Annotated in this window: 16 protein-coding genes; all 16 read right to left on the reverse strand. The window is 73.9% G+C overall.

Features of this window, described 5'->3' with window-relative positions; genetic code table 11:
- Positions 1–38 precede the first annotated feature (38 nt).
- The 16 genes from AC5R91_RS05115 to AC5R91_RS05190 all read right to left on the reverse strand — a co-directional run bounded on the left by AC5R91_RS05115 (position 39) and on the right by AC5R91_RS05190 (position 25,106).
- Entirely contained in the window at positions 39–1,409 is a 1,371-nt protein-coding gene (locus AC5R91_RS05115; protein WP_495395955.1) for an acetyl-CoA carboxylase biotin carboxylase subunit, read from the reverse strand.
- Positions 1,409–2,107, reverse strand: a complete 699-nt coding sequence (locus AC5R91_RS05120) for an acetyl-CoA carboxylase biotin carboxyl carrier protein (RefSeq protein ID WP_495395956.1) — start codon at positions 2,105–2,107, stop codon at positions 1,409–1,411. The genes AC5R91_RS05115 and AC5R91_RS05120 overlap by 1 nt, the downstream gene beginning before the upstream one ends.
- Positions 2,104–3,984: an acetyl-CoA carboxylase, carboxyltransferase subunit beta gene (accD, locus tag AC5R91_RS05125; RefSeq protein ID WP_495395957.1), complete on the reverse strand. Its 1,881-nt coding sequence runs from the start codon at positions 3,982–3,984 to the stop codon at positions 2,104–2,106. Before accD ends, AC5R91_RS05120 begins: the two co-directional genes overlap by 4 nt.
- Positions 3,981–5,648, reverse strand: a complete 1,668-nt coding sequence (locus tag AC5R91_RS05130) for a PfaD family polyunsaturated fatty acid/polyketide biosynthesis protein (protein ID WP_495395958.1) — start codon at positions 5,646–5,648, stop codon at positions 3,981–3,983. Before AC5R91_RS05130 ends, accD begins: the two co-directional genes overlap by 4 nt.
- On the reverse strand, positions 5,642–7,810 hold the full coding sequence (locus AC5R91_RS05135; RefSeq protein WP_495395959.1) for a hotdog family protein: 2,169 nt from the start codon (positions 7,808–7,810) through the stop codon (positions 5,642–5,644). The genes AC5R91_RS05130 and AC5R91_RS05135 overlap by 7 nt, the downstream gene beginning before the upstream one ends.
- The gene (locus tag AC5R91_RS05140) at positions 7,807–15,201 is read right to left on the reverse strand and encodes an SDR family NAD(P)-dependent oxidoreductase (RefSeq protein WP_495395960.1); all 7,395 of its coding nucleotides are present in this window, start codon (positions 15,199–15,201) and stop codon (positions 7,807–7,809) included. The genes AC5R91_RS05135 and AC5R91_RS05140 overlap by 4 nt, the downstream gene beginning before the upstream one ends.
- A 43-nt stretch (positions 15,202–15,244) precedes the next feature.
- A complete protein-coding gene (locus AC5R91_RS05145; protein ID WP_495395961.1) occupies positions 15,245–15,847 on the reverse strand; it encodes an SGNH/GDSL hydrolase family protein in 603 nt (200 codons plus the stop codon).
- A gap of 45 nt (positions 15,848–15,892) precedes the next feature.
- Positions 15,893–17,128: an NAD(P)/FAD-dependent oxidoreductase gene (locus AC5R91_RS05150; RefSeq protein WP_495395962.1), complete on the reverse strand. Its 1,236-nt coding sequence runs from the start codon at positions 17,126–17,128 to the stop codon at positions 15,893–15,895.
- Positions 17,129–17,292: 164 nt separating this feature from the next.
- Positions 17,293–19,026, reverse strand: a complete 1,734-nt coding sequence (locus AC5R91_RS05155) for an AMP-dependent synthetase/ligase (protein ID WP_495395963.1) — start codon at positions 19,024–19,026, stop codon at positions 17,293–17,295.
- A 134-nt stretch (positions 19,027–19,160) separates the two neighbouring features.
- The gene (locus AC5R91_RS05160; RefSeq protein WP_495395965.1) at positions 19,161–20,102 is read right to left on the reverse strand and encodes a LysR family transcriptional regulator; all 942 of its coding nucleotides are present in this window, start codon (positions 20,100–20,102) and stop codon (positions 19,161–19,163) included.
- 198 nt (positions 20,103–20,300) lie between these two features.
- Positions 20,301–21,629 (reverse strand): cytochrome P450, encoded by a 1,329-nt coding sequence (locus AC5R91_RS05165; RefSeq protein WP_495397898.1) that lies wholly within the window; start codon positions 21,627–21,629, stop codon positions 20,301–20,303.
- Positions 21,630–21,672: 43 nt separating this feature from the next.
- Positions 21,673–22,572: an acyl-ACP desaturase gene (locus AC5R91_RS05170; protein ID WP_495395966.1), complete on the reverse strand. Its 900-nt coding sequence runs from the start codon at positions 22,570–22,572 to the stop codon at positions 21,673–21,675.
- Positions 22,573–22,583: 11 nt separating this feature from the next.
- Positions 22,584–23,432 (reverse strand): SAM-dependent methyltransferase, encoded by an 849-nt coding sequence (locus AC5R91_RS05175; protein WP_495395967.1) that lies wholly within the window; start codon positions 23,430–23,432, stop codon positions 22,584–22,586.
- Positions 23,429–23,686 carry an acyl carrier protein gene (locus tag AC5R91_RS05180; RefSeq protein WP_495395968.1) on the reverse strand — a complete coding sequence of 86 codons (258 nt, stop codon included), beginning with the start codon at positions 23,684–23,686 and terminating at the stop codon, positions 23,429–23,431. Before AC5R91_RS05180 ends, AC5R91_RS05175 begins: the two co-directional genes overlap by 4 nt.
- Entirely contained in the window at positions 23,683–24,324 is a 642-nt protein-coding gene (locus AC5R91_RS05185; RefSeq protein ID WP_495395969.1) for a PaaI family thioesterase, read from the reverse strand. The genes AC5R91_RS05180 and AC5R91_RS05185 overlap by 4 nt, the downstream gene beginning before the upstream one ends.
- Positions 24,321–25,106 carry a ferritin-like domain-containing protein gene (locus tag AC5R91_RS05190; protein WP_495395970.1) on the reverse strand — a complete coding sequence of 262 codons (786 nt, stop codon included), beginning with the start codon at positions 25,104–25,106 and terminating at the stop codon, positions 24,321–24,323. Before AC5R91_RS05190 ends, AC5R91_RS05185 begins: the two co-directional genes overlap by 4 nt.
- Between the last annotated feature and the right edge of the window lie 4 nt (positions 25,107–25,110).

The following is a 25,110-nucleotide window of genomic DNA, read 5'->3' on the forward strand; positions in this document are numbered from 1 at the left end:
GCGGACCGAGGTGGAGCCGGTTCCGCGGAACCGCACAGCTAGGCCACTCGGGGCTCGGCCGGGGCCAGGAGGGTCTCGGTAAGCGAGGTGTCGTGCTCGGCGGCGCGGAAGCGCGGGTGGTCGAGCGCGTCGGCGAGGAAACCCGCCGTCGTCGCCACACCAGCGCCCACGACACGGGTCTCGGCGAGCGCGCGGCGCATCCGGGCGATGGCGCCGTCGCGGTCCGGTGCCCAGACGACGACCTTGGCCAGCAGCGAGTCGTACAGCGGCGGGATCCGGTAGCCGGCGGTCAGGTGGGTGTCGACGCGGACGAACGGGCCGCCGGGCAGGTCCAGCTCGGTGACGAGACCCGGGGTGGGGCGGAAGTCGCGGGCGGGGTCCTCGGCGTTCACCCGGCACTCGATGGCCACGCCGCGGGCGGTGACGTCGGACTGCGTGTAGCCGAGCTCCTCACCCGCCGCGACCCGGAGCTGCTCGGCGACCAGGTCGAGGCCGGTGACCATCTCGGTGACCGGATGCTCGACCTGCAGCCGGCAGTTGACTTCCATGAAGTAGTAGGCCCCGCGCGCCGGGTCGTAGAGGAACTCCACGGTGCCGGCGCCGACGTAGCCGGCGGCGAGCACGGCGCGCACGGCCGACTCCCCCAGTTCGGCGACGCCGTCGGGGTCCACTCCGGGCGCGGGGGACTCCTCGACGAGCTTCTGGTGGCGGCGCTGCAGCGAGCAGTCGCGGGCGCCCAGGTGGACGCCGTTGCCGTGGCCGTCGCACAGCACCTGGATCTCGACGTGGCGGGCGGATTCGAGGTATCGCTCCAGGTACAGCCGGCCGTCGCCGAACACGGCCAGGGCCGCCGCCCGGGTCTCGGCGTAGGCGGCGGGGAGGTCCGCGCGGTCGTGGACGACGCGCATGCCGCGACCGCCGCCGCCGGCGACGGCCTTGAGGATCAGCGGGTAGCCGATGTCGCCGGCGAGCGCGAGGGCGGCGTCCGGGCCGTCGAGGGCGTCGCGGCTGCCCGGCAGCAGGGGCAGGCCGGCGTCGCGCATGATCCCGCGGGCGACGGCCTTGTCTCCCAGCCGGGCCATGACGTCGGCCGGCGGGCCGATGAAGACGATCCCCTCGTCCTCGCAGACCTCGGCGAACTCCGGGTTCTCCGACAGGAAGCCGTAGCCCGGATGGATCGCCTCGGCGCCGCGGGTCCGGGCGGCCTCCACCACCGCCGGGATGTTCAGGTAGCTGCGCTTCGCCGGACCCGGGCCGACCTGCACCGACTCGTCGGCCAGCCGCACGGCCGCGGAGTCCCGGTCGGCGGCCGAGTGCGCGACGATCGTGCGGATGCCGAGCTCGCGGCAGGTGCGCACGACCCGCAGCGCGATCTCGCCCCGGTTGGCCACCAGCACGCTCGTGAACATCAACGGCTCCCGTTCGGGGCCTGGTCCAGCGGCGCGAGCAGGAACAGCGGCTGCCCGTGCTCGATGGCGGTGGCGTCCTCGACGAGGATCCGCACGACCCGCCCGGCACGCTCCGCCTCGATCGGGATCATCAGCTTCATCGCCTCGACGATCGCGACCTGCTGACCGGCCCGCACCGTGTCGCCCTCGGCGACGAACGGGGGCTTGCCGGGTTCCGGCGCGCGGTAGAACATGCCCACCGACGGGGAGCCGAGCGGGAACGTCCCGGCCTCGTCGGCCGTCCCAGCGGGTGCGGCCGAGCCCGCCGAGCCCGCCGAGTCGGCTGGGGCGGCGGACACCGCCGGGGGCACCTGGGCCGGGGAAACCTGGGCCGGAGAGACGGGGCCCGGGGCGATGGCGACGGCAGCCGCGGCCCGGCGGGTGCGTGCGGGCGCGGGCGGCGCATCCGCGTACCCCGCGCCGGTGCTCGTCCAGCCCATCTCGACGCTGACATCTCCCGCCGACACGCGCACGTGGCTCGGCGCGATCCGCGCCCGTACGGACAGCTCCAGCACGTGGGCGCCGAGCACCGCCACCACGGCGTCCACGGCGGGTGCGGGCACCCGGCCGTCGCCGTCGGCCGGACCGGCGTCCCCGGTCGTTCCCGTCACCTGGTCGATCGCCGTCACCTGGTCGATTGCCGTCGAGTCGGTCGTCATCTGGTCGCCTCCACGCTCCGGTCGGTCTGGGACTCGTGCGCGTCGCCGCTCGGCGCCGGCGCCGTCACCGGCGCAGGCGCCGCGACGCCGAACTGGCGGAACCTGGCTCGCCGGCGCGTCACCAGGTTCATCTGGTCCAGCGGCAGCAGGTCGGCGAGCGCGCCCCGCAACGCCTCACGCAGGCGGGCGGCGGTTCCCGCCGGGTCGGCGTCGGCGCCGCCGTCGGGTTCGGGGATGACGCCGTCGACGACGCCGAGGCGCAACAGCTCGCGGGCGTCGACCCGCAGGGCTGCGGCGGCGGTCGGCGCGGCCGCCGGGTTCTTCCACAGGATCGCCGCGCAGCCCTCCGCACTGATCACCGAGTAGACGGCGTTCGCGCACATCAGGACGCGGTCGGCGAACGCCAGCGCGAGCGCGCCGCCGCTGCCGCCCTCGCCGGTGACCACGGCGACGACCGGCACGGGCAGACCGGCCATCAGCCGCAGGTTCTCGGCGATCGCGACGGCCTGGGCCTGCTCCTCCGCCTCGATGCCGGGGTAGGCGCCGGCGGTGTCGATGAGGGTGATCACCGGCAGCCCGAGCTTGGCGGCCAGCCGCATCACCCGGGCGGACTTGCGGTAGCCGGCCGGAGTCGGCATCCCGAAGTTGCGGTAGCGCAGCTCGTCGGCGGTGTGACCCTTCTGGGTGCCGAGCACGGCGACGGGCACCCCGTCGAGCCGGCCCAGGCCCGCGACCAGCGCCGGGCAGTCGGCCGACATCCGGTCGCCGCGCAGCTCGGTGAAGTCCTCGAGGATCATGGCGGCGTAGTCGAGCGTCGTCGGTCGGCCCAGCCGCCGGGCGGCGCGCACACTCTCCCAGGCGTCTCGCCGCGCGAGCTGCTCCGGGTCGGTGACGACCGCGCGGTCCGGCCGCCCCGCCTGGCGGGGAATGCCGTCGGCGCGCCGGCTCGACACCGACAGCAGCCGGGCCAGGTTCGCCCGCAGCTCGTGCCGGGGGCTGATGAAGTCGACGACACCGTGGGTCAGCAGGAACTCGGCGGTCTGGAAGTCGTCGGGCAGGGACTGGCGGATGGTCTGCTCGATCACCCGGCGGCCGGCGAACCCGAGCCGCGCGCCCGGCTCGGCAATGATCACGTCGGCCAGCGTCGCGAAGGAGGCCGCCACGCCGCCGAAGGTCGGATCGGTGATCAGCGAGACGGTCAGGATGCCGGCCTCGTCGAGCTGGCCGAGGGCCTGGCTGGTCTTGGCCATCTGCATCAGGGCGATCGCGCCCTCCTGCATCCGCGCTCCGCCGGAGGCGGTCACGGTCAGCAGGGGGGTGCGTTCGCGCAGGGCGAGCTCGGCGGCCCGGGTGAACACCTCGCCGACGGTCGCGCCGAGGCTGCCGCCGAGGAAGCGGAAGTCCATCACGACGACCACGACGGGGTTGCCGTCGATGGTCCCGCGCACGCACGCCGCCGCCTCGTCGAGACCGGTGCTCGCGCGGGCGTCGCGCAGCCGGTCGCGGTAGGGACGCGTGTCGGTGAACTCCAGCGGGTCGGCGTCGATCGCCGGCACGTCCACCGGCCGCGCCGAGTCGGCGTCGAGGAGCAGGTCGAGACGCTGCTGGATGGTCATCGGGGCGTGCCAGGAGCAGTCGGGGCAGACCCGCCCGTCGCGGGCGAACCGCCGCTCGTAGAGCATCGTGCCGCAGCCGCCGCAGAGCAGCCAGGTCGATCCCGACCCCCGTCGGGAGCGCCCCGTCCTGGGGGTCGTCGGGTCCTGGGTCGCGGTGGGCTTGGTGGCCTCGGCGGGCTTGGTGGCCTCGGCGGGCTTGGTGGCCTCGGCGGGCTTGGTGGCCTCGGTGGGCTTGGTGGCCTCGGTGACCTCGATCGTCATGGTTGGCTGCCTCTCCTGACGGCTGTCTCGCTCGGCGGCGGGGCGGGCAGGTATGCCGCGGCGGCGGCGGGCAGGCGCAGCCCGGCCGCGCGCAGCGCCGCGACGCGGTCGGCGTACGCCGCCCCCCGCATCAGGTGGGCGGCCAGGTCGACGACCCGGCGGTTGCCCACCTGCGCCAGGTAGGTGCCGGCGACCCAGCCGTTGAAGGCCCCCATCGCCGGCCCGCACCACACCTGGTAGTCGGGGGCACGCTCGGCGTCCCCGGCGATGCTCCATCCCGAGGAACGCCCCAGGTACCAGCGGAACACCAGCGCCATGCGCCGGCGCGGGTCGTCCGCGGCGCGGGTGATCTGGTCCGGGTCGCGCTCGGAGAAGTACCGCACGCAGTCCTGCCAGACGTCGTCGAGCGAGCGGCGGAACACGCGGGTCTCCAGGGTGGCCCGGATGTCGGCAGGCAGCGCGTCGACGCCGTCGTAGGTGCGGTAGAGCTCGTAAAGCTGGCGCGCCCGGCCGGGGAACAGGGTGCCGCGGCGCAGCACCTGGACCTCCACGCCGAGCTCGAACATGTCCGCGGACGGCGCCATCACCGTGTCCGCGACGCCGGTCGCGGCCAGCAGCCGCTTGGTCGTGTCGGACTGGTCGGCCTCGACCGAGCTCTGGTTGATCGAGCCGGTGACGACGTAGGCGGCGCCGAGGGCGAACGCCGCCGCCGCGGCGGCCGGCGTGCCGATGCCCCCCGCCGCACCGACCCGCACGGGCGCGGCGTAGCCCTGTTCGCGCCGGATCCGCTCGGCGAGCGCGAGCAGCTCCGGCAGCAGCACCAGCAGTGGCCGGCGGTCGGTGTGGCCGCCGGAGTCCGCCTCGGCGGTGAGGTCGTCGGCCAGCGGCACCGCGCGGGCGAGCTCGGCCTGCTCGGCGGTGACGTCGCCGGTCTCGACGAGCCGGCGGACCAGCTCGGGCGGCGCGGGGCGCAGGAACCGCTCGGCGACCTCGGCGCGCGACACCTTGCCGATCACCCGGTTGGCGGCCTCGACCCGTCCGGACCGGTCGCGGCGCAGGCCCGCGAGCCGGTAGCGGACGAGCTGTGCGGTGGGCTCGACGAACGCCGACGCCTCGACGCACGCGACCCCGTGGCGCAGGCAGGCGTCGATGGTGGCCGCCTCCAGCGCCGGTTCGCTCGGGCTGTGGATGAGGTTGCAGGCGAAGGGGCTGCCGGGCGCGTCCCGGCCGATCGCGGCGAGCGCGGCGTCGACGCGGGCCGGCAGCACCCCGGCCGCGCCGAACGAGGCGAGGTAGCCCTCGCGGGCGAGCGCGGCGACCATGCTCGCCGAGGCGATGCCGTTGGCCATCGCCCCGGCCATGTAGGCGTACCGGACGCCGTGGGCGCGGCGGAACTCCGGGTCGCCGAGCGCGTGGGCCGGGCGCGGCCCGGCGGCGGCGAGCACCTGGCCGCCGCCGGTCACGACCCGCCCCACCTGCGTCGCGTCGGTGCTCGTGCGGACCTGCTGACCGTCGCGCAGGACGTAGCAGGGCAGGTCGAGGGCGAGCAGGTCGCGCTGCACCTGCGCCAGGTCGCCACCCGCCTGGGCCGCCTGGGCCGGCGGGGCCGGTGTGGCCGGCGGGGCCGCGGGCCGGCTCGCTGTGGTGGTCGTGGGCGTCACCATGGGGCGGCTCCGTCCGTGCGCAGTTCGACGGCGACATCGATGAGTTCGTAGATGCGCAGCCCCGGCTTCCAGACGCTCGCGTCGGCGGTGACGCGGACCCGGCCGGGGGCGCGGCGCACCTCCTTGAGGTGCACCTCCAGGCGGGTCTCCCCGTCCGTCGGCAGGAACTGCCCCCGGTACTTCCACGTGAACGGCGCGTCCACGGGCAGCACGAAGGCCGGATCGACGAGGCCCTCGGCGTGGGGTGAGTCGAGTAGCCACTCCTGCATCGCCTGGATCACCGTCTCCACCCCGAGGGAGCCGGGGATGACCGGGTCGAGGTGGAAGTGGCGGGCGAAGAACCAGTCGTCCGGGTCGATCGGGCGTACGGCGTGCAGGTAGCCCTGGCCGTAGCGGCCGCCGCCGTCGACGACGTCGAGGGTGTCCAGCAGGGCGAGGTGGTCGCGGGCGACCAGGGGCGCGCCCGGGTCGTCACGGCGCGCCGCGACGTCGAGGGTTCGGGTCGCCGGCCGCGGCGAGGTGGCCTCCAGCCAGGTCGGCACCGACCGGCCGGCGTCCAGGCCGGTCTGGTTGGCGAGTGCGGCGTCGCTGAAGTAGCCGAACATCGTCTCGCCCTCGTAGAACGGCTCGTCGTCGACGGACAGGGTGTAGCCGAAGCTCTGCAGCGACGAGCCGGGCATGTCGGTGGTGGACAGCAGCGTCGAGTGCTGGCGGATGGTGGCGTCGCGCAGGTCCACCTCGCGCAGCACCCGCGCGGTCCCGCCGAGGTTGCGCAGGCTGACCGAAGCCGCCGGGTCACCGAGCGTCGCGCCCAGGTAGTAGCCGACCATGAGCGCCGCCTGCAGCGACGTCTCCATGTAGACGCAGTTCGGCATCGAGGCGTTCGCCGTGTCGGTGAAGTACCAGGAGTCCGCGGGCGCGTCGTACTCGGTGACGTGCCAGGAACCCCCGGCCAGCGACGCCGGGTCGCCGCGGGTGCCGTGGACCTCCAGCACCCGGTCGACGAGCAGCAGCCCACCCGACGGCAGCCGGGTGGCCTTGCGGCCGGTGTAGCCGGCGAACTCGGGGCCGAGGGCGATCTCCTGGTCGCCGCGGCAGAAGTGGGCCATGTGGAACTCGCTGAGCATCACCGGGTCGCCGAAGCGGTTCTTGCGGCCGAGCCAGACCGGCGTCGTCCCGCCGGGCCCGGGTCCGACCGGCCGGCCGGCGCCCTCGCGCAGGCCGACGGCGACGTCGGTGACGCGCCCGAGCACCTGGTCGCTGCCGACCGCGCGGATCTCGGCGTCGGCACGCAGCGCGGGCCGCGGCACCAGGTCGATGTCGGTCACCTCGAGGACCAGCTCGAGCTCGCCCGGGCCGGTGACGGCCGGGTCGACCTGAGTGCCGGGAGCGGCGCCGTCGATGAAGTGGGCGTCGAGCAGGCACAGGTGCAGGCCGAGGTACACCGCGAACAGGCGGGCGGCCTGGGCAGCGGCCTCGGCCAGGCCCTCGCCGTGGCGTGCGGGGCCGACGAGCCGGGCGCGAACCAGGCCTCGCCCGGGACGCCCGCCGCGCAACTCGATCGCGTCGATGGCGGCGAGCAGCAGCCCGCCGTCGACGGCGAGGCGCACCGAGCGGTCGTGGCCGTCCTGGTCGTAGGCCGGGCCGAGGACCTCGGCGATGGCGCCCCGGGCCAACCGGTCGAGGTCGGCGGCGCCCAGCACCCCCACGGCGCTGCGGGCCAACGGCTTGAACGACGCCTCGGTCGTCACCCGGGGCCGCGCCGGGGCGGGGGGCAGTCCGACGGGCACCACGGGGCCTGGCGGGATGGCGGGGCCCGGCAGAAGGGCGGGGCCCGGCAGAAGGGCGGGCGGCCCGACTGGACGTGCCGGCGTGCCGTCGAGCCCGGCCAGCACGCGCAGTTGCAGCGCGGCCTGGGCCCGCAAGGCGCTCGCGTGCGCTGCGGCGGTCGTCGCGCGCAGTTGCCGGATCAGCTCGGTGGGGTGGGTCGCGGTGGGGTGGATCTCGGCGTGGGAGGACGGAGCGGTCGAGGAGGGAGACGGAGCGGTCGGGGAGGGAGACGGGGAGGGCGGCGCGGCGGGACCCGAGGCAGGTGCGAAGGCCAGCGGGTCGAACGGTTCGCCGACGAAGTCGAGGCGCTCGGCCTGGTCGACCACGGTCATGACGGGAGTTCCTCGTTGTCGGTCGGGGTGGGGTCCGCGGTGGGGGTCTGCCGCCATGCCTGGACGGCCTCGGTGAACTTCGCGGCCATGCCTGGCGTCGCGGCCACCGTGACATCGGTGAACCGCACCAGGACGGCGCCGTCCGGGGTGCAGGCGGTGGCGGTCACGGTCGCCGTGCCGCCGCCGGCGTCCACCCGCGCCCGGTCCAGCACGAGGACGAAGGGCGCGGCGTCGGGCAGGGGATGGAAGTACTCGGCGCGGCCGATGCCCAGCGGCAGGCAGGCGTGGCCGAGCAAGGCCTTGCCGAGCACCGGCGGCCCCTGCAGGAGCACGTCGGCGAGGACGGGGCTGTGCAGCGCGCCCCCGAACGCGGCGCGCAGGTCCGGGTCGTCGTCGAGCTGGCATTCGAGGACCAGCCGGTCGACGCCGCGGGCCAGCACCCGGCGCATGCCCTGCAGGCGCGGCGCGTGGAACTGGGTGCCCTCGGTGTAGATGGCCAGGGCGTCGGGCGGCCCCTCCCCCAGCCGGTAGCCGGGCCAGCCGGGTACCGCGGGGCCGGGGCGCGCCGGACCCGGGTCGGCGGCGGCGAGCACGAACGTCGCCGCGTAGTGCGACACGGGCAACCGGCCCGAGCCGTCCGCGCGGACCGCGACGCGGACCAGCAGCCGGCCCGCCTCGCCCGGGACCGCGGGCTCCGCCTCGACCCGCGCGCCGTCGGGCGACGCGCCGTCGAAGACGATGCCCTTGTGCACCGCGAAGTCGCGGATCTCGACGACGCGGCGACCCGGGTGGGACCGTTCGACGACATTGATCATCCAGCCGAGGCCGAACGTCGCCGGGAGCACCCGGTGGGCACCGATCCGGTGGGCGGCGATGACGGGATGGTCGACGATCGGGGTGAGCGGCCGGCGGGCACGCACGGCCGGCCCGCCGGCCGCAGTCGGTTCCGCCAGGGAGCGGCCCGGCCCGACGAGCACGCACACCTCGGCGGCGCGGTCGGGGCGGAACGCGTCGGCGAAGGCCCGGGCACCCGCGTCGGGGGCCAGCAGCTCGACGCCGCGCGCCTGGAACAGCTCCCGCAGGGCGGGGGTCACCATGCCGCCGTCCCAGGCGCCCCAGTCGATCGCGGTGACATGCCAGTCGGGACGGTCGTGTCTCATCGCCGCGGCCACCCGGCACAGGGCCTCGTTGGCGGCGGCGTAGTCGGCCTGGCCGGGGTTGCCGTACAGCCCGGCGACGGAGGTGAACAGCACCAGGTGACGCAGCGGGGCGCCGTCGAGGGCGTCGAGCAGCGCCCGCAGCCCGGTCAGCTTCGGCGCGAACACCCTGGCCACGTCCGCGGCGGTCTTGGCGGGCAGCAGCGCGTCGGCGAGCACCCCCGCGCCGTGCACGACCCCGGTGACCTGCCCGCGCACCTCGCCGAGGGCGGCGCGCAGGGCGACGGCGTCGGTCACGTCGACCGCCACGTACTCGGCGCGCCCGCCGGCGGCCGCGATCGCCGCCACCGTCGCGCGGATCTCGCGCTGGGCCAGCAGCCCCTGGTAGATGCGTTCCACCTCGCGAGGAGTGGGACGGGTGCCCTCGGCCCGCAGCCGGGCGATCACGGCGGCCTTGAGACCGTCGTCGGCCACGCCGGCGGCCCAGTCGGGCTCGGCGGCCAGGGCCGACCGGCCGAGCAGCACGAAGCGGGCGGCGGCGCGCTCGGCGAGGGCGCGCACGCACAGCGCCGTGACGCCGCGGGCGCCCCCGGAGACGACGAGGACGTCGTCCGCACCGACGGTGACCGCCTCCGCACCGCCGTCGGTCGCGCCGTCGGTCGCGGCGTCGCCCGGGGTGGCGTGGGCCGGGTCGGCCGGGTCGGCGGCCGCGAGGGGGTCGAACAGGCCGGGGACGACGGTCCAGCGCATTGAGGCGGCGTCGATGCCGACCTCGCCGGTGTCGCGGGCGGCGTCGTGGAGCTCGGCGTCGAGCAGCGCGGCGACGGTGTCGCCGGCGAGGCCCGGCGCGACGTCGACGGCCCGGCAGAACAGCTCCGGGGTCTCGGCGACGAGCGTCTTGACGATCCCGCCGACCCCGCCGAGCAGGGATGCCGCCGCGCCGGCCGTGCCGTGGTGCCCCAGCCCGCCGTCAAGGCGGGTGAGGGTGACGAACGCGGCGCGGGAACCGGCCGCGGCAGTCGCCGACAGCGACAGATGGGCGTGCCGGGCGACCAGGACGGTCTCCGCGAGCACCGCGACGGAACGGTCCCAGTCGGCGCGGTCCCGGTCGGCGCGGTCCCGGTCGGCGCGGTCCCGGTCGGCGCGGTCCCGGTCGGCGCTGGGGGTCAGGACCGTCAGGGCGAGGTCCACCCGCCCGTCGAACGCGGCGGCCAGGGCCCGTTCGACGTCGTCGGAGGTCGGCACGACCGGGCCGCCGGGCGTGGCGGCGTCGAGGTCGGCCTCCCGCACGGTCCACCCCCGCGTCCGCAGGCCGTCCAGGATCGGACCCGCGCCCGGGTCGCCGCGATGGACGACGACGGCCACCGGGGACTCGGCGTACGGGCGGTCGAGCCGGTCGACTCCGGGCAGGGTCACCAGCCGGACGCGCCGGCGCGGCGCCCCGGCCGGCTCACCGGCTTTTGGGTCGACACCACCTGCCTCCGGGCCGCCGGACGCGGCAGGTGATCCGGGTGATCCGGGCGGCGCGGCGGCGACGAAGTCGGCGATCTGGTCCAGGGTCCGCAGCTCCGCGAGCTGCTCGGGACCCACCGTCGGCGACTGCGGGAACCGCTCCCGCAACGCCCCCAACACCTGCACCCGCTTGATCGAATCAACCCCGAGATCCGCCTCCAGATCCATCCCGGTGTCGATCATGTCCGCGGCATAACCGGTCTTCTCCGCCACCACCTCGACCAGCGCACCCCGCACCGCCTCACGATCGAGGACGCCGACACCACCGGCGCCGGACGCGCCAGATGCGCCGGCCGTCAGGACGGCCGACGGTTCCGCGGAACCGCCCGGCGCCGCCGCACCCGGGGCCGGCGAACCCGCCCCGGCGGCGACGAAGTCGGCGATCTGGTCCAGGGTCCGCAGCTCCGCGAGCTGCTCGGGACCCACCGTCGGCGACTGCGGGAACCGCTCCCGCAACGCCCCCAACACCTGCACCCGCTTGATCGAATCAACCCCGAGATCCGCCTCCAGATCCATCCCGGTGTCGATCATGTCCGCGGCATAACCGGTCTTCTCCGCCACCACCTCGACCAGCGCACCCCGCACCGCCTCACGATCGACGGCACCACCGGCGCCACCAGCACCACCGGCGTCGGGTGTGCCGGCCGCGACGATCGAGGCCGGTTCCGCGGAACCGCCCGGCGCGCCGGACGCGGACGGCGAGCCCGCCCCGGCGGCGACGAAGTCGGCGATCTGGTCCAGGGTCCGCAGCTCCGCGAGCTGCTCGGGACCCACCGTCGGCGACTGCGGGAACCGCTCCCGCAACGCCCCCAACACCTGCACCCGCTTGATCGAATCAACCCCGAGATCCGCCTCCAGATCCATCCCGGTGTCGATCATGTCCGCGGCATAACCGGTCTTCTCCGCCACCACCTCGACCAGCGCACCCCGCACCGCCTCACGATCGACGGCACCACCGGCGCGAGGGGCGTCCGGCGTGGCCGGCTGCGGCGGTATCGGGAGCTGGGTCGGGAGGGTGGCCGGAGCGGGGACCGGGGCCGGAGCGGGGACCGGGGCCGGAGCAGGGATCCGGGGTGCCGGCGCCGCGGTGATCGGGGCCGCGGCCAGCGCCGCCGGGGTCGGCGGGAGCGCGCGGGGAGCGGTCGGCGCCGGGCCGAACGACGCCGGCAGGGCCGGCCGGGGGCCGCCGCCCAGCGTCGGGGCGCCGGGGTCTGCCGTCGCCAGTTCGAGCGCGGCGAGCTGGGCCAGCACCTCGTTGGCCCGGGTGTGCGTCTGGCCGATGGCGACGCTCTGGCCTGCCACGGTGGCGACCGCCTCGGTGAACCGCTCGTCGGCCTGGCCGCGGCGCTGGTACTCCTGCAGCGCGCCGACGAGGCGGTTGGCCACGTCGAGCTGGCTCTCCAGGTAGACGGCGTGCAGGTTGACCTGCTGGGCGAGGATGTCGGCCCCGGCGGACAGGCCGGCTCCCCCGTCGGCCGGGACGGGCTGCGGGTGACGGGCGGCCGCCGGTTCGGGGAGGTACCCGCCGCCGTTGCGGCCCGCGCCGTTCACGCCGCCACCATAGGTCCCTCCGCTGTTGGTCCCGCCGCCGTTGATCCCGGCGCTGTTGGTCCCGGCGCCGTTGGTCCCGGCGCCGTTGGTCCCGGCGCCGTTGGTCCCGGCACCGTTCACGGGAGCGCTGTCGAGCAGGCCGACGCCGTTGAGGACGTGGTGCGCGCCGGCACCGTTCACCCCGGCACCGTTCGCGCCGGTGGGGACGTGCTCCACCGTGGTCACCTCGGACGTGAGCTCGGCCCGCGGGGCGGGCAGGGGGGCCGCGGCGGGGGCGCCCGCGGCGGTGATGCGGTAGCCGTCGCCGAGCGCGGCGGCGTGGGCCGCCCGACGCGCCGGCGGCGTGTACTCGGGCGCGGACAGGGTCACCGTCGGGCCCTTGGCGGGGACCGCCTCGAACGGGTCGGCCTGGTGACGGTTGAGGCCGGACAGGTCGACGCCGAGCACGGCGAGCTGGACGGCGGCCTGCTTCAGGGCGACGTCGGAGTTGCCGAGGGGGCCGGCGTCGGTGGGGACCGCCACGACGTCGGCGTCGGGGAGGATCTGGCGGACGAGCCGGGTCAGCACCTGCTTCGGGCCGAACTCGACGAAGATGTCGCAGCCGGCGGCGTGGGCGGCGCGGACCGCGTCGACGAACTCCACCGGCTCGAGAAGCTGGCGGGCCAGCACGGCGACGTTGGCGGCGCTGTCGGGGCCGTAGCCCGCGCCGCGGGTGTTGGAGTAGACCGGCGTGGCCGGCTCGCCGATCCCGACCGTGCTCAGCGCCTCGGCGAAGCGGTCGACCGCGTGGGCGACGTAGCGGGTGTGGAAGGCGGCGGACACCGGCAGTGGGCGGGCGTCGAGCCCCTCGTCGGCACAGCGGCGGACGAAGGCGGCGACCGCCTCGGTCGGCCCACCGACGACGACCTGCTCCGGGGCGTTGTGGTTGCAGATCACCAGGTCGGGGTGCTCGGTCAGCATCGCGGCGACCCGGTCGCGCGACGCGGGCACCGCGGCCATCGTGCCGCGGTCGCCGGTGTCGTCGGCGGGGGGCGCCATGGCCAGGCCACGCTCGCGGGCGAGACGGAAGTAGCCGGCGGCGTCCAGGGCACCGGCGGCGTGCAGCGCGGTGAGCTCACCGAAGCTGTGGCCCAGGTAACCGGCGGGACGCAGGCCGAGTTCGCGCAGGTAGCGGAACTGGCCGACGGACATCGCGCCGATCGCCGGCTGGGCGTGCTCGGTGGCGCGCAGGGCCACCTCCTGCTCCTGGCGCAGCGCCGCGGAGAACACCGGTGGCGGGAAGACGATCGGCGCGAGCCGCCGCTCGGCGCCGTCGAACGCGGCGTTCGCCTCGTCGAAGGCGGCCCCGACCGGCGGGACGCCGATCGCGGCGTCGAGGCCCATGTCGAGGTACTGGCTGCCCTGCCCGGCGAACAGGCCGGCGACGGTGACGCCTCGCCGGGCCGAACGGCGGAAGTGCACGCCGCGGGGATGCGACCATTCGGCTGCGTCCGGGGCCCGCTCGAGCTGGGCGAGCGCGAGCTCGCGCAGCTCGTCGACGCCCTCGTCGTCGACGGCGACGAAGCCGACCCGGGCGGCGTCGGCCGGGATGGGCCCGTCGCCGCCGGGGGCACCCGATCGCAGCAGTTCCAGCAGCGCGGGAACGTCCGGGGCGTGCCACAGGTGCGCGCGGGCCGTGCGGTGCAGCACCTGCACGGCCGACCGGTCGCCCGAGTGCTCCTCGAGGACCACGTGGAAGTTCGTCCCACCGAAGCCCATCGCGGACGCGGCGGCCCGGCGCGTCGGCCGGTGCGGGTCGCGGATCCACGGCCGGTTCGCGATGTTGACGTAGAAGGGGGCGTCGTTGAAGTCGACGGCGCTGTTAGGCCGCTCGACGTTGATCGTCGGCGGCAGCACCTTGTGGTAGAGACCGAGGGCGAGCTTCATCAGGCTGGCCGTGCCGGCGGCGCCCTTGGTGTGGCCGATCTGGGACTTCACGCTGCCCAGCGCCGCGTAGTTGCGCTCGTCGCCGGCGTCGCGCAGCAGGCCGCCCAGCGCGGTGAGCTCCGTGCGGTCACCGACCGCGGTGCCGGTGGCGTGGGCCTCGAACAGCTCCACCGACGCCGGCGAACAGTCGGCGTCGTGGTAGGCGCGGTCCAGCGCCACCCGCTGCCCCTCGGCGCGGGGGGCGTAGATGCTCTTGGAACGGCCGTCACTGGACGAGCCGATCCCGCGGATCACGGCGTAGATCCGGTTGCCGTCGCGCTGGGCGTCGGTGAGGCGGCGCAGCGCCAGCATGCCGATGCCCTCGCCGAGCAGGGTGCCGTCGGCGTCGTCGGAGAAGGGGCTGATCGTGCCGCTCTTGGACAGCGCCTGGACCTTCGAGAAGCACATGTAGATGAAGATCGTGTTCTCGGTGTCGACGCCGCCGGTGATCATCGTGTCGGCGCGCCCGTCGACCAGCTCCGCCACGGCGAGGCGAACCGCGGACAGCGACGCCGCGCAGGCCGCGTCGACCGTCGTGTTCATCCCGCCGAGGCCGAGCCGGTTGGCGACCCGGCCCGCGACCACGTTGGCGAGCAGGCCGGGAAAGGAGTTCTCCTCCCAGGGCGCGAAGGCCTCCACGTACTTGCGGCTGATCGCGTCGGCGTCGGCCTCGCTCAGCCCGCAGCTACGCACCGCCTCGCGCAGCACCGGCGTGGACAGTCGGGCCGCGAGCGGGTGCATGAGCGGGACCGGGCCGGTCGTGCCGAGCACGACGCCGGTGCGCCCGGCGTCGTACCAGTCCGCGGCCGTGCCCGCGGCGTCGCGGGCGCCCGCGTCGCGCAGCACGTCGCGGGCGACGCCGAGGCTGAGGGTCTGCATCGTGCTGGTGACCTCGAGCTGGTTCGGCGGCATGCCGAACTCCAGCGGGCTGAACTCGACGTCCGGGATGAAGGCGCCGCGCCGCGAGTAGGTCTTGTCCGGCGAGGTGGGGTCGCTGTCGTAGTAGTCGTCGAGGTCCCACCGCGACGGCGGCACCTCGGTCGTGCAGTCCACCCCGTCGACGACGTTCTGCCAGTACTCGCGGTGGTTGCGGGCCATCGGGAACAGGCCGGACATGCCCACAATCGCGATCGGGGTCCGGGCGAGCCGACGGTCGTCGAAACCGTCGGGCTCGGACGGGCTCAGGGGGAGCGCTGGCTGGGTCACGATTTTCCCTTCTCTGCCGGGCGACGCCGGCGGGCGGTGCGGCTCAGGCGGCCGTCAGCCAGGACGTGCGCTCGACGAGGTCCGCCATCTGCTCGGCGAACAGGCGATGTCCCTCGGCGTTGGGATGTAGGCCGTCGGGGCTCCACAGCCGCCGCCCGGCCCAGTCGGAGTGGGCGGCGATGTCCAGGCGCAGCGTCCCGGTCGCCTCGCACACCTCGCGCAGGACGCTGTTCGCGAACACGAACCGCTCACGCAGCAGGCCGCGGAACTCCTCCGGCAGCGGGAGGTTCGCGGGGATGTCGGGGTAGCTGGCGGTGAACACCGTGGTGTCCAGGCCCGCCAGCGACCGGAAGATCGTGTCGAGGTTGCGGGCGAACCGGTCGGGATCGAAGTCCTGGACGAGATCGTTGACGCCGACCACCACGCCGATCAGCGGCGACTTGCGGGCCAGGGCCGGGCGCAACTGCCGGTCGACGACCTGCTGCGTGGTCGTCTGGTAGGCGCCGAGGTTGCGGACCTCGCGGGCGGCCACGCCCATCCGCCGGGCGAACCGGCTGGCCCAGCCGATGTAGGAGCCGTCGGCGGCGACGTCACCGCGGCCCTCGACGAAGCTGTCGCCGAGGGCCGTGAACCTGACTGCGGGCATCTGCGGGCCTTTCCCTTTTCGTGGCGGTCGGCGGCGCGGTCGCGCTCAGGAAGGGGTGAGAATCCTCCGGTCGGCCGGCATGTTGACGTCCTCGTAGAGCCGCTCGAGGTTCGCCGGGGCGAAGAACTCCTCGCCGGGAATTCCGCCGGCGATGAGGCCGAAGAACTTCGTCGTGTATTCGGGGCTCATGCTGGTGGCCCGAAACACGGAGTCGTAGTAGGGAGTGAGGCTGAGCTCTGCGAGGCTGCAGGTGAGTTCGAAGGTGCCGTTGCTCTCGGCATCACGGATCTTCGTGTACTCCTCGACCGCATCATCGATCGGACGCGAACCGGAAAGACCCTCGTGCAGCTTCTCCGCGAGCACCTCGGTGTACTTCAGCGCGTCGGTGATACCCCAGCCGGTGAACGGGTCCTTGTGGTATCCGGCGTCGCCGACGAGCGCCCAGCCGGGGCCGGCGGAACGGCGGTAGTAGTTGTCCGGGTAGGCCATGGCGCGGAAGTTCTCCGCCCGCTTTCCGTTCGTGCGCAGGTCCTCGCCGAGTTCGGGCACGACCTGGTCGATGATCTCGTGGAAGCTGCCCTCGACGTTCGCCCGGAACTCGCGCATCCGCTCCTTGCGGCGCATCACGGCGACGAGGTGCTGGCCGTTGTGCGTCGGCCATGCGCCGAGCTGCTGCTGACCGAAGCCGGTGCGGTGGTGGAACGGCCAGTCCAGGCCGCTGTAGTACGAGTAGTAGACGAAGCACGACGCGGGGATGGACCGGTAGATCTCGGCCCCGACCAGGCCCGCCACGGTCGAGTTGCGGCCGTCGGCACCGACCACGAACCGAGCGGCGAACTCGCGTTCCGGGCCGTCGCCGATCCGGCCGCGCACGCCGGCGGCGCGCCCCTCGGCGAAGATCACGTCGGTGACGGTGAACCCCTCGACGACCTCGGCGCCGGCCTTGCGCGCCTCGTCGACGAGGATCTCGTCGAGGATCGTCCGGCGCGGGGAGTACACCTCGGTGATTCCGTCGATCGGGTCCGCGAAACCCTCGAGAAAGATGTCCGTGTAGGAGAACGTCAGATGCCGCATCGCCGGCGGCTCGGTGGCGACAAGACGGTCCAGAATGCCCCAGTCCTGAAGTCGGGACAGGCCGGCCTGATGAATGTAGTGCGTGGAGACGGTGTCGCTCGGAAAGGTGGCACGGTCCACCACGAGCACCTTGTGCCCGCGCCGCGCGAGCAGCATCGCCAGGGGCGATCCGGCGCAGCGTGCGCCCACCACGATGACGTCGTACATGGCATTGTCCTCCCGTTGTAGACCGCCGGCGGCCGCCCGGCGGCCGCCGGCAGCGCAGCGTTCGGGCCGGCTACCTTGTCATGGTGCTGATCGGTCAGATCGTCGGTCAATGGACAGGCCGACATCTCATCGGCCGATAAGCCCACTCAATCGAGTGGCGCAGATCACTGGTAAAGAAATGCGATCGCCTCGGTGAATTCCCGCTCGATGATCGCGCGGCGAAGCTTCATGGAAGGCGTGAGATGGCCGCGTTCGACGGTGAAGTCGCCGTCGAGCACGCGGAACTTCCGGATCGACTCGGCCCGGGAGACGAGGCTGTTGGCGTCGTCGACGGCGAGCTGGAGCTCGGCGAGCAGCCGCGGGTGCTCCCGCCAGTCCTGCGCGCCGTCCAGCGGCACGCCGTTCGCCGCGGCCCAGGCGGCCAGCGGCGCCGGGTCCAGGGTGATCAGCGCCGAGACGAACGAGCGAGCCTCCCCGACGACCATGCAGTTGCTGACCAGCCGGTGCAGGCGCACCCGGTCCTCCAACGGCGTCGGCGCGACGTTCTTGCCGCCGTTGGTCACCAGGATCTCCTTGCGGCGCCCGGTGATGACCAGGTAGCCGTCGGGGTCGAGGCGGCCGATGTCGCCGGTGTGCAGCCAGCGGTCCTCCTCCGGCCCGGTGGCGTCGCGGCCGACGGCACGCTCACCGGCCGACCAGTAACCGGGCGAGACGTTGGCGCCCTGGACGAGCACCTCCCCGTCGTCGGCGATCGCGACCGTCGTTCCCGGAATCGGCCGTCCGACGGTCCCGCGCCGGTTGGTGGCCGGGGCGTTGACCGTGACCGCCGTGGCGGCCTCGGTCAGGCCGTAGCAGTTCAGCACGTTGACGCCCGCGCTGGCGAAGAACGCCGCGGTGGTCTCGTCGAGCGAGGCGCCGCCGCAGATCACCTGGGTCAGCCGGCCGCCGAACGCCGCGGAGACGTCGTCGGAGGGCAGGTCCCGCACCCGCTTGCGGATCTTCTCCAGCGCATACGGGACGAGGGACAGGACCGTCGGGCGGATCACGGGCATCACGGGCAGCAGCTCGGGTATCCCGGGAAGCAGGATGGTGCGCGTCCCCGCGTACAGGCAGGCGAACAGGATCGTCTGGCCGAACACGTGCGACAGCGGCAGGCACAGCGCCGTGGTGGCCTGGGTGGTGGCCTGGGTGCCCTGCTGCGCGCGGACCTCGGCGGTACGGAACAGCTCGCCGGTCTGCTCCACCGTGCCCGCCGAGGAGGCGAACATGTTGCGGTGGGTGAGCATGCACCCCTTCGGCAGGCCCGTGGTGCCGCTGGTGTAGATGATCATCGCCAGGTCGTCGGCGCGGACCTTGCCGGCACGCTGGGCGAACTCCTCGTCGAGCGCCGCCCGCCGCGCCCCGGCATCGGTCGAGCCCGCCGCCGCGGCCACCCACTCGTCGACCTGCCCCAGGGGCCACGCCGGGCGGCGCAGCCCGGCGGCGCCGGCCTCGCTGACCTGCCGCACCTGCTCGTCGGTCTCGGCGAACGCCCAGGCGGCGCCGGAGTCGGTGAGGACGTGGCGGACCTGCACCTCCGAGGCCGTGGGGTACACGGGGACGATCACCGCGCCGACGCCGAGGGCGGCGACGCTCAGCAACACCCAGGGGTAGCCGGTGCGCCCCATGACGGCGACCCGGTCGCCGTGCGCGACCCCGAGGGCGAGCAGCTCGGCCGCCACCGTCCGGGCCTGCTCGGCGAACTCGCCGCTGCTGATCTCGTGGATCGCCTCGCCGGGCAGGTCGGTGCGGCCCAGCAGGGGCCGCTCGGGATGCGCCTGGGCGCCCCCGTCAACCATGGACCAGAGTCCCTGGTCGTCCGGCAGGACGGGGCCGCCGGCCGAGGTGGATTTCTGCACGTGTCATCACCTTTCCGCGTGGCGCGGACGCAGCCATCCGCACGGTGAAGTGCGTTCCAGCATTCCACGCCCGAGTCTCGGATTATTCCGAGAACGCGGCAAGGCGCTTTCCCTGAATGAACGGTCGAGCTTTCCTATCGCCTCACCCTTGATTCGGCGCGGCCATATGCTGGAACCTGGAACGGCCGGGCCGCCTCGATACAGTCGACGAAGATGTCCACCAGCGGCGCCGAATTCGCCGCCCGCCAGACCACGTAGAGGTCCAGGGTGGGAACCGGGTCGTAGAGCTGGACGGCGGCCGGCCGCGGACCCCCGACCGCGGAGCCGATGTTCAGCCCGCGTGACGCCGAGGCGAACCCGACCAGCGGTTTCACCGACACGACGATCGCGGTCGCGCTCGGGTCGTCCACCTCGTGGGCGACCGACAGGGTGATGCCGCTGGCCTCGGCGGCCGCCTGGATCGCGTCGTACATCGCCGGGCTCTTCTCCCGGGCGAACAGGACGCACTGCTGGCGGGCGAGTTCCCCGAAGGGAATGCCGCCGCGCCCCGCCCACGTGTGCCCATGGCCGACGACCGCGACGAGCGGCACCCGGAAAAGACGCCGGGAGCGGAACTCGGGCGAGGTCGGACGGCCGTAGACGATGGCAATGTCGAGATCGCCGGCGGCGAGCGCGGAAAGCTGTGGACCGGTGCGCTGCTCCACCAGCGTGACGCTGACGTCGGGATATTCGGCCGACATCTTCGTGAGCGCGGCCGGGACGACGTGCTGACCGCCGGGGAAGTTGTACCCGACACTCACCACCCCGGTGCGGCCGGCCGCGACCTCGCGGGCGGTGTGGGTGGCCTTGCGCATCTGCGAGATGATGGCCCGCGCCTCGGCCTCGAAGGCCTTTCCGGCGGCGGTGAGCCGGACATCATGTGACGTCCGGGCCACCAGCTCGACACCGAGACTTCGTTCCAGTCGTTGTAGTTGTTGACTCAGGGATGGCTGCGAAAGATGTAGTCGAGCGGCAGCGCGGCCGAAATGCAGTTCGTCCGCGATAGCAAGGAAGGACACCAGGTGCCGCAACTCCATTGCCACCTCCACAGGGGCGTCGAGCGCAAGCCTAACGGTGCCAGATAACCCCTGGTGAACCGCACCTTCCCGTCGCAAGTCACCGGAGTGTCGGACGCCTGCCAAGCGGCGTGAGTCCCGCCACACCCGGCTGGCCGGCACCGGGCCCCGGCCCTCGATGCGCCCCAGCCCTCGATGCGCCCCGGCCGTCGATCCGTCTCAGCCGTCGATCCGCACCGGCAGTTCCGCGATGCCACGCACGACGAGGTTGGGACGGTAGGGCGGCGGGTCGACCAGCGGCGTCAGCCGGGGTGCGCGCAGCGCCAACGTCCGCAGCAGCAGTTCCATCTCCAGGCGCACCATCGGCGCGCCGATGCAGTAGTGGTGCCCGCGGCCGAAGGCGAGGTGGCGGGGCACCGCGCCGCCCGCGTACCGCGCGAGGTCGAGCCGCTCGGGGTCGGCGTAGAGCTCGGCGTCGCGGTTCGCCGACGCGAGCAGGATGATCACCCCGTCGCCCGCGGCGAACCGCTCGCCGAGCACCTCGACGTCGCGGGTGGCGACCCGGGTCGTGAGGTGCGAGGGGGTGCAGTAGCGCATCAGCTCGTCCACGGCCGGGGTGGCCAGGTCCGGGTCCGCCCGCAGCGCCGCGTACTGGTCGGGGTTGCGCATCAGCATCAGGAACGTGCTGGAGATCAGGCTCACCGTGGTCTCGTGGCCGGCGACGAGCAGCACCACCAGGGTCGCGAGCATCTCGTCGCTGGTCAGCCGGTCGCCTTCGGCCTCCGCCAGGGCCAGCGCGCTGACGAGGTCGTCGGCCGGGTCGGCGCGCCGGCGGGCGACGAGATCGGTGAAGTACTCCCGGAACGCCGCGGCCGAGTCGCGCCGCAGGTCGATCTCGGCCTGGGACAGCAGAATGTCGGGGTCCAGGCCGCGGGCGAGCCCGAAGGACATCGACCGCACCGCCGCGTGGTCGGACGTCGGCACGCCCATCAGCTCGGCGATCATCGTCAGCGGCAGCGGGTAGGCGATCGCCTCGACCAGGTCGACCTCGCCCGCGGCGATCGCGGCGTCGACGAGGCCGCCCGCGACCTCGGTGACCCGCGCGCGCAGCCCCTCGATTCGCCGCGCGCTGAACGCCTTGCCGACCAGCCGGCGGATCCGGGTGTGGTCCGGCGGTTCCATCCACAGGAACGACGTCGGCAGGTCCGATCCGTCGCTGTCGGGATGCATGATCTCGCCTTCCTCGGCGTGGCTCCACGCCGAGTCCTGCAGGATCGCCTCGACCTCCCGGTAGCGGGTCACCAGCCGCAGGCCGAGCGGGCCGGGCGCGAACGGACCGGCCTCGCGCAGGACCTGGTAGTTGGGGAAGGTGTCGTGATGCCAGGCGGGGTCGAAGATGTTCAGCGCCGCCTGGTCGACGGTGAGATCCACTGGCAGGGTCGGGGCCGGCGGGGTCGGGGCCGGGGCTGGCGGGGTCGGGGTCAGGGCCGGCGAGGTCGGGGCCGGCACGGTGCTGGCGTGCAGGACGGGAGACGTGTCGGTGCCGATGTCCACGGCGGGCTCCTGGGGTGGGAACGGCGGCGGAATGCGGTCAGCGCGGCGCGGGGGTCGGGTCCGTCGCGCGGCAGGCCCGCACGAAGCTGGCCAGTTCGTCGACGCGGTCGGACGGCGCGTCCACCGCGCGGCGCACGACCCGGACGAGGTGGTCGTAGGCCTCGGTGTGGTCGTAGTGGGCGGTGTCGGCGATCCGCAACGCCCAGCGCCAGTAGCCGCGCAGCGTGTCCGCCAGCGGCATCCGGAACTGCGCCACCGCCTCGCGGATCGGTTCGACGACGGCGTCGCCGTAGCGGCGCAGGTAAAGGTCGACCATGTCGGCCATGAACGTGAAGTGGCGGGCCTCGTCGCGGCTGAGCCGGCCCAGGACCTCGGCGAGCACCGGGTCGCCGACGACGGCCCGCAGGTTCTGGTAGTAGATCTGGGTGGCCTTCTCCTGCACGAGCGTGTAGGCGAACAGCGCGGCCGGGTGCTCGTGGGGCAGCGCGAACTGCTTGCGCCCCTCCTCGGCGAGTTCGCGGCGCAGCGCCGCCGGCTGCGCGATGCCCGACTCCACCTGGTAGCGGAACAGGGTGCGGGCGTGGCTGTCCTCCTCCTGCGCCCAGCGCACCGTGAAGTGGTAGATCTCGCGGTTGAGCAGGAACGTCTCGACGTCGACGTCGCTGTCGAGCGGGAACCGGCTGCCGTAGACGGCGAAGTAGCCCGGCAGGTGATCCTCGATGAACGTGATGAACCGGACGGCGGAACGCTGGCCCTCGGTGAGCCGGTCGGCGTCGGCCGCCGCCCAGTCGAAGCCGGTCTCGACGTCCCACCGGCGGGTCACCGGGGAGGCGGTCATGAAGTCGGTGACCGCCCGGTCGAGGTCCTCGGCGGGCAGTCCGACCGACCGGGCGGGGATCGTCGGGATCGTCGGGTGGGGGTCGCTCGTGGTCGTCATCGTTCCTCCGGTCAGCGGGCGTTGCGGCAGACCAGGGCGTAGTGCTTGGTCGTGAAGCCCCACCCGGCGTTCGCGACCTCCAGGTAGCGGGTCAGCTCCGCCGACGTGCCCGGGCGCAGCTCGTCGATCGCGGCCGCGCCGGCGGCGACGCGCTCCAGCCAGTCGTCGATGGTGCGGCGGTAGTCGTCGGTGAGGTCGTCGACGCTCGTCACCGAGAAGCCGGCGTCCTCGACCGCGCGCACCAGTTCCGACAGCGGCCGCATGTCGCCCCAGCCGAAGATCGAGTTTCGCACGAACTCGGTGCCGGCGCGGCGGTCGAACTCGTCGCGCGCCGCGGCGTTGCGAAAGCAGCTTTCCGACACGTAGAAGTGCCCGCCGCGACGCAGCATGGACCGCGCGCGGCGCACCGCCCCGTCGACGTCGGGCATGTGGACGATCGAGCCGAGCATGGTGACCGCGTCGAACGAGCGCGCCGGGAGCTCGACGTCGGTGAACTTCCCGACGCGGGTGGAGACGAGGTCGGTCAGCCCCAGCTCCGCGGCGCGGCCGGCGATGAACTCGTGCTGGCGCCCGGCCGGGCTGACCCCGGTCACCTCGGCGCGGTACTCCCGCGCCATGAAAAGGATCAGCGACCCCCAGCCGCAGCCGACGTCGAGCAGCCGCTGCCCGGGGGTCAGCCGCAGCCGCTCGGCGACGAAGTGCAGCTTGGCGACCTGTGCCTCGGCGAGGGTGAGGCCGGGGCTCCGGTAGAGCCCGGAGGAGTACTTGCGCAGCGGGTCGAGGAACAGCCCGAAGATCTCCGGGTCGAGGTCGTAGTGCTGGTTCGTCTCGCCCGGCCGCGGGTCCGTGGTGGTGGTCACGCCGCCTTCACCTGCAGCGCCTCGCGGACGACGCCGGCCAGCTCGGTGACGGAGGCGACGGTGAAGACGTCCTCGTCGTCGAGCTCGATGTCCCAGGTCTGCTCGACCTTGGCGACGACCCGCAGCAGCCGGACGGAGTCGGCGCCCTCGATGGCGCGCAGGTCGGTGTCGGCGGCGAGGGACTCGGCGGGCACGGCGAGCTCCCGGGCGACGATCTCGGTGATCTGCCGGAGGATGTCGGCATCGGTGGTCACAGGGACTCCTCAACGGGGACAGGGCCGTCCGCGGTGGCGGACGACCCCGGGCTGGTGGACAGCGCCGGAGCAGGGGACGGCGCGGGAGCAGGGGACATCGCCGGCGCAGGGGACGGCGCCGGCGCAGGGGACGGCGCCGGCGCAGGGGACATCGCCTGGTGGAGGCGGTCGGCCTCGGAGTTGGTCAGGGCGATGCGTTCCCGGGCGGTGCCGAAGGGGACGTTGCGGTAGGTCGCGGACGCGGTCACGACCGGGACGCCGTCGGCGTCGATGATCTCCGCGGTCGTGCTGATCAGGGGCGAGCCGGCGTCGCTGCCGGCGGCGAGGCGGGCCACGCAGGTGTAGCTGCGCCCGGTGGCGACCGGGGCGAGGTAGCGCGTCCGCATGCTGACGGTGAAGGCCACCAGCCCGGTGCGCACGACGATGAGGTTGCCCATCGTCTCGTCGCAGACGACGCCGAGCAGCCCGCCGTGGACGACCCCCGGGTACGACTCGTAGCTGCGGCCGAGGTCGAAGGTGGTCTGCAGGCCCTCGGGGTGCTCGTCGAACTCGAGCCCGATGCCGTGGGGGTTGTGCGGCGAGCAGCCGAAGCAGCGGTAGTCCGCCAGGACGGCCCAGGGCAGCTCGGGGGCGGTCATGCCAGCGCCTCGGCGAGGCGCCGGCGGACGCGGCCGTTGGTGCTCAGGTCCAGCCCGGTGAGCGCGGCGAAGGCCCGGCGGATGTTGTCCTGAAGCCGGTCGAGCTCGCCCTCGGTGGCGATGCCCGCGAGGAACATGTCGAACGCGGTGTCGATGGTCTCGTGGTTCGCGACCTCCGCCAGCCCGCTCTTGAACACCCCGACCGGATGCTTGATCCGCGCCTCGGAGGTGTAGACGTACAGCGTCTCCAGCACCGAGGGCAGCTCGTTGGGGTGCGCCACCAGGCGCCGGCGCGCGTAGTGCAGGAACTCGCGGGCGTGGCCGGCCTCGTCCCGGCTGGCGCGCAGCATCAGCGAGCGCAGGACCGGCTCGTCGACCCAGGCGGCCACGGACCGGTAGACGTGGTTCACCGTCAGCTCGGAGATGATGTTCGTGGCGAGCGTCGCGCTCGGCGTGGTGCCGGGCGCGTAGGGCGCACGCATCGCCTGGACGGGGGCGGCGGGCATCGCCACGCCGACCGCGTCCAGCCAGGTCCGGAACGCGAAGTGGTGCTGCAGCTCCTCGTAGCCCCAGACGGCGACGAAGGTCGAGAAGTCGTAGTCGTCGAACTCGTTGAGGAAACCGTGCTGGGCGGCGATCGAGTTCGCCTCCCCCATCACGGAGCTCTTGACCATCGTGACGTACTCGGGTCGCACGCGGTCGCGGTCAATGTCGTCGAACGGCAGTTCGGCGAGGGTCCAGCGCTTCTGCTCGTAGTGGCGGAAGACGTCGTAGCCGTGCATGTCG

The sequence above is a fragment of the Frankia sp. BMG5.60 genome, from assembly GCF_059428125.1.

Bases quoted from the DNA above. Each gene is read 5' to 3' on its own strand.
- AC5R91_RS05115 (WP_495395955.1), bottom strand. From the start codon at position 1,409: ATGTTCACGAGCGTGCTGGTGGCCAACCGGGGCGAGATCGCGCTGCGG.
- AC5R91_RS05120 (WP_495395956.1), bottom strand. From the start codon at position 2,107: ATGACGACCGACTCGACGGCAATCGACCAGGTGACGGCGATCGACCAG.
- accD (WP_495395957.1), bottom strand. From the start codon at position 3,984: ATGACGATCGAGGTCACCGAGGCCACCAAGCCCACCGAGGCCACCAAG.
- AC5R91_RS05130 (WP_495395958.1), bottom strand. From the start codon at position 5,648: ATGGTGACGCCCACGACCACCACAGCGAGCCGGCCCGCGGCCCCGCCG.
- AC5R91_RS05135 (WP_495395959.1), bottom strand. From the start codon at position 7,810: ATGACCGTGGTCGACCAGGCCGAGCGCCTCGACTTCGTCGGCGAACCG.
- AC5R91_RS05145 (WP_495395961.1), bottom strand. From the start codon at position 15,847: ATGCCCGCAGTCAGGTTCACGGCCCTCGGCGACAGCTTCGTCGAGGGC.
- AC5R91_RS05150 (WP_495395962.1), bottom strand. From the start codon at position 17,128: ATGTACGACGTCATCGTGGTGGGCGCACGCTGCGCCGGATCGCCCCTG.
- AC5R91_RS05160 (WP_495395965.1), bottom strand. From the start codon at position 20,102: ATGGAGTTGCGGCACCTGGTGTCCTTCCTTGCTATCGCGGACGAACTG.
- AC5R91_RS05170 (WP_495395966.1), bottom strand. From the start codon at position 22,572: ATGACGACCACGAGCGACCCCCACCCGACGATCCCGACGATCCCCGCC.
- AC5R91_RS05185 (WP_495395969.1), bottom strand. From the start codon at position 24,324: ATGACCGCCCCCGAGCTGCCCTGGGCCGTCCTGGCGGACTACCGCTGC.
- AC5R91_RS05190 (WP_495395970.1), bottom strand. From the start codon at position 25,106: ATGCACGGCTACGACGTCTTCCGCCACTACGAGCAGAAGCGCTGGACC.